At 41.7% G+C, this 5,769-nt stretch carries 2 protein-coding genes; both read left to right on the forward strand.

The window, feature by feature from the left end:
• Window positions 1–367 precede the first annotated feature (367 nt).
• On the forward strand, window positions 368–1,723 hold the full coding sequence (locus ACM0OR_RS27470; RefSeq protein WP_414579570.1) for a P-loop NTPase fold protein: 1,356 nt from the start codon (window positions 368–370) through the stop codon (window positions 1,721–1,723).
• 71 nt (window positions 1,724–1,794) lie between these two features.
• Window positions 1,795–5,769, forward strand: a 3,975-nt coding sequence (locus ACM0OR_RS27475) for a tetratricopeptide repeat protein (RefSeq protein ID WP_414579571.1), incomplete at its 3' end; no start/stop codon positions are given.

Consider the following 5,769-nt stretch of genomic DNA (forward strand, 5'->3'; position numbering starts at 1 on the left):
TTCCGAAATTTCATATCACTCATCAGCTTGCTAGCCTTAACTGAACCGTATTGGGTGGTAATCAACCCAACCATGTTAAGTAATATAAATTTATTGTGATCGCTTTCTTTAGTCCGAAACAAAGGACTAAAGTCCTTACTACAAACCTTTAATTATTTATGCCGTTCTGACTTGAAAATACTTTGCGCTGAAATTCTGGTGCTAATTCCTAGAAAAGCGGGAAAATTAGGGCAAAAGGCGGTAGAAAATTATATTGTGTTAATTAGGGTTATTCAGGGTAGCAAAAATAACTATTCTGTTGAAAAATGCCAAAAAGCTTATTAAAGAAGCTTTCTTACCTGCTGCCTTCACCAGATTAACAGGACTTATGACTATAGATTTACGGGAATTCTTTAAAGCGACAGACCCTAGCCGGACTCTGTTTATTCAAAATAGCTCAGATAGTAAGTATTATATTGATTTCTCATCGGTGCGAGGCGGTGATATTATTCAAACCCTCAAGAAAAGGATTACCTTTTTTCAGCCAGATGAACCTACCTGCACCTTATTTACTGGACATATCGGCTGCGGGAAATCTACAGAACTGATTAGACTACAGGCAGAATTAGAAAGTTTAGGCTTTCATGTAGTGTATTTTGAGTCTACCGATGACTTAGAAATCACCGATGTCGGTATTGCTGATGTGTTGCTGGCGATCGCACGCAGAATTAGTCAAAGTCTCGATAAAATTATCCTGGAGGATACCAACAAGTTTAATGCTCTGCTGCAAGGTGCGTTGCAGTTGTTAAACTCCGAGGTGACGGGGTTAAAAGCTAAATTTCCTGGGGTGGGTGATGTCGGCTTTAGTGCGGAGAAAGAAAAACTATCGCTGTCGGTAGGTATTGGCGAAATTACAACTAAGATTAAAAGTGATCCTCGACTGCGGGAGAAAATCAATCAGTATCTTGCACCGCAGAAGATTCAGCTGTTAGAAGCCATTAATCAAGAATTATTGCAGCCGGCGATCGCAAAACTCAAGCAGCAAGGTCAAAAAGGACTGGTGGTGATTGTCGATAACCTCGACCGCATAGATAATAGTCCCAAGCCTTGGGGTAGACCACAACAGGAATATTTATTTGTAGATCAGGGTGAATATCTCACCAAGCTGAATTGTCATTTAGTCTACACCATGCCCCTGTCTCTGAAGTTTTCCAACGATTACGGCACACTCACCCAGCGATTTCACGACGACCCCAAAGTATTACCGATGGTGTCTGTACAGTATCCTGATGGGAGTATCCATCAAGAGGGGATGGGATTAATGCAGCAGATGGTTTTAGCTAGAGCATTTCCCGACTTGCAACCAGTAGCACGCTTAGAAAAGATTACCGAAATTTTTGACAGTGTTAGCACCCTAGAACGTTTATGTATTATGAGTGGTGGTCATGTGCGGGACTTACTCCGGCTCTTGAATACCTGGATTATGGAAGAAATGTCACTCCCCCTCACCTGTAAAACCTTAGAGCAAGTCATTCGTTCTCGCCGCAATGAAATGATGTTGCCCATTTCTGAGTCAGAATGGCAATTATTAAGGGATGTCAAGCGGAATAAAAGAGTCAGCGATGATGACGGATATCAAAAATTAATCCGCAGTCGCTTTGTCTTTGAATATCGAGAAAGCGGTGAATCGTGGTTTGATGTTAACCCCATCTTGGCTGAAGCGAGGGAATTAACCAGCCTTTAGGTTTGTAGTAAGCACTTTAGTGCTTATTACACCAAAGCACTGAAGTGCTTACTACGAACTAAATTAGCTTTATGAGTCAACAACAACCAGAAGATAATCTAATCAATAGCGATCGCTCTCTTGCACAATTAGCTTGGGCGATTGAAAATAGCGTAGGACAGTTCAAGCTGATTTTGGCACGGTGTAATTATAGTAAAGTGCGCGATCGCTTGATCACAAGATTGCAGGAAATCTGCCAAGTTGACATTCAGGTTTTAGTAGTCCAGCAGTCTCACAAAACTCTGTTCACAGCTATTCAGGAAACCTTTGGCGAAAACATCTCCGGCTGTGTGATGGTTGTTGGCTTGGAGACTGTGCAGGATTTATCGCAGATGTTAACTGCTGCTAATCAGGTTAGGGAAGAATTTCGTAAACACTTTAATTTCCCTTTGGTAGTGTGGATTGATGATGCCATTTATCAACAATTCATGCAAATTGCCCCAGATTTAGAAAGTTGGGCAATTACTAAAAGCTTTGAGATTAACAAACAAGAATTGACAGATTTTATTATCACCACTGCCAATCAATGGTTTAATAATCAACTTAATTTAAATTTTTATGAATATTTAAAACTAGAAACTGAATTAACAGCCGCACAAAAAGAACTAATAGCTGATTCCCTCGACCCTTCACAAGAAAACCCCTCTCCAAACCTCTCCCCTACAAGGAGAGAGACTTATCTTATTCCCCCTTCCCTAGTAAGGAAGGGGGTTAGGGGGTTAGGTCAATACCCTAATTTAGAAATTAATGCCTTTATAGAATCCCTATTAGGTTTAACAAAGCAGATTAATAATCAAAAAGATGTCGCCATCCAGCATTATCACACAGCGTTAACTCTGTGGCAGCAAAACAATAATCTAGAATGGCAAGTAAAAATTCTGGGTGAGAAAGCTTTTTGTGCGTATCTCGAAGCCATTAAACAACAAGATAAAGAGCATTTAGCTTGGCAGGCAACACGGCAATATATTGCAGAATATATTCAATTAAGCACTCAAATTAATCGCCCAGATATCATTGCTAATTTTCTTAATAAACTCGGTGATATTCTCCAAGAATTAGAACTTTGGCAACAATTAAAAACCTTTGCTGAACAATCTTTATCTATTCATCAAACAAACAAACAGCAAAGAGAATTAGCCAGAGATTATGGTTTTTTAGCTGAGGTAGCTTTAGCTGAAGAAGACTGGCAACAAGCAATACACTTAGTTAAACAAGCATTAGAAATTATTCCGACAATTCCTAGTGAGTCTTTAGATCATAGATTGACAAAATCTGTACAAACTTACGACTTAAATTTATATAAATTTATCTTGAGTCGCGCTCAATATCGTTTGGGTAACACTCAAGATGCCATTCATAACTTAGAAACTGCCAAAAATGGGGCAAATCCCCAAGAAGATGTCAGACTTTATATTGATATTCTCAATCAGTTACAGCAGTTTTATTTTGAACAGAAGGAATATCTCAAAGCTTACAACATTAAACAGCAACGACGCTCCATAGAACAACAATTTGGCCTGCGAGCTTTTGTTGGTGCAGGGAGATTAGAAGCTAGTAGACAAACATTTGTAGAGACGTTGCACACAACATCTAATATATCCCCAGAAATTTCCGCCTCTGGTCGTCAATTAGATGTAGAAAGATTAGTCGAACGCCTCAACAATGATGATTATAAGTTGATAGTTATTCATGGTCAGTCTGGAGTTGGTAAAAGTTCCCTTGTCAACGCGGGTTTAGTTCCAGCCTTGCAACAACAATCAATCCGCGCCAAAGATAATTTAGTCATTGTCATGCGCGTTTACACCAACTGGGTGGAAGAGTTGGGACGGTTGTTGGGATTGGGGACTGGGAATGTTGACGTTTCGAGTTCCGAGGTTCACACTTCGAGTTCTGAGGTTCACAGTTCAGCCTCAGAACCTGAAGATTCTCGTTTTGAACATCAAACTCCGAGTTCTGAACTCGAACATTCTCACTTAGAACCCGAACATTCTCACTTAGAGCCTGAACGTTCTCATTTAGAACCCGAACATTCTCACTTAGAGCCTGAACGTTCTCGTTTAGAACCTGAACATTCTCACTTAGAACCGAAACATTCTCACTCAAACCTTAATTCCTCCCCTGCTCCCCCTGCATCCCCTGCTCCCCTGCTCCCCTGCTCCCCTACACCCCCACACCCTTACCCCCCTACACCCCTACTTCTCTCTTCCCTCCTCAACTCATTGCGCGAAAAAGAACAACGCAACCTCCGCACGGTGCTAGTTTTTGATCAATTTGAGGAATTTTTCTTTGTTTACACCGAACCTGCACAACGCAAGCAGTTTTTTGAGTTTCTGGGGTCATGTCTAGAGGTTCTATCAGCCAAAGTTATCTTATCCTTGCGGGTTGATTACATTCATTACTTGCTGGAATGTAATGATTTGCCCAACTTTCAGATTATTGCTAATGACATTCTCAGTAATAACGTGCTTTACAAGTTGGGGAATTTCTCCCCCGACGATGCGAGGTCAATTATTCAGCGTTTAACTGCAAATACTAGTTTTCGCTTAGAACCTGCTTTAGTTGATGCACTGGTAGACGACTTAGCGGGAGATTTTGGTGAAGTGCGTCCCATTGAGTTGCAAGTAGTGGGGGCGCAATTGCAAACTGAGAACATCACTACTTTAGAAAAATATCGGCAGTTCGGCACTAAACAAGACTTGGTGCAGCATTATTTAAATGAAGTTGTCTATGATTGCGGTGAAGAAAATCAGCAGTTGGCGGAAATTGTGCTGTTTTTGCTGACTGATGAAAGAGGGACGCGTCCGTTAAAGACTCGCTTGGAGTTAGAACGGGATTTGCAGCAATATTTTTCGCTTAGTGATGTTGAATCTGGGGAGATCCCCCCAACCCCCCTTTTTAAGGGGGGCAAATTTCTGCACTTCTCCCCAACCTCACTGACAAAGTGGAGCAATGTTCTTAAAGTCCCCCTTCTTAAGGGGGATTTAGGGGGATCAAATGACTTGCGTACAGACAATTTAGATTTAGTGTTAGATATTTTCGTCAAATCAGGCTTAGTAGTGTTGCTACCAGAAAACCCAGCCGACCGTTATCAACTGGTGCATGACTATTTAGCCAACTTTATCCGTCAGCAACAAGAACCGAAGTTAAAACAGGTAATGGCGGAACTGGAAAAAGAGCGAGAACAACGAAAGCTGAGTGAAGTTAAACTGAATAAATTTCTCAAACGCGCCTTGTTTGGTTCAGTAGCCGCAGGTATGGGACTCGCCATTGTGACTACTTTGGCAGTGCGATCGGCTTACGAGGCAGAAAGGGAAAAACAAAATGCTGAAGCCAATGAAATTAACGTCTTAAATAATTCTTCAGAAACATTTTTTGCCTCTGAGCAGTATTCAGACAGTTTGATAGAAGCATTAAGAGCAGCTGAGAAACTCAAACGCGCAGCTTGGAAGCAGGAAAAAAGCTATGCCAGAATACGAACCGTAGCAACATTGCAGCAAGCAGTTTATTTAAAACCAAACGAGAAGAAAGAAAATCGCACAATCGAGTTAAGCCCTCTCTCTGGTCATAGCAGTTGGGTCAATAGCGTCGCCTACAGCCCCGATGGCAAACACTTAGCTTCTGCCAGTAATGACAACACAATCAAAATCTGGGACATCAGCACAGGTCAATCCCTGAAAACTCTCCAGGGTCATAACAGTTCGGTCAATAGCGTCGCCTACAGCCCCGATGGCAAACACTTAGCTTCTGCCAGTAATGACAACACAATCAAAATCTGGGACATCAGCACAGGTCAATCCCTGAAAACTCTCCAGGGTCATAACAGTTCGGTCAATAGCGTCGCCTACAGCCCCGATGGCAAACACTTAGCTTCTGCCAGTAATGACAACACAATCAAAATCTGGGACATCAGCACAGGTCAATCCCTGAAAACTCTCCAGGGTCATAACAGTTCGGTCAATAGCGTCGCCTACAGCCCCGATGGCAAACACTTAGCTTCTGCCAGTAAT

The organism is Anabaena sp. CCY 9402-a (assembly GCF_963920945.1).
GTDB classification, from domain to species: Bacteria; Cyanobacteriota; Cyanobacteriia; order Cyanobacteriales; family Nostocaceae; genus Trichormus; species Trichormus minutissimus.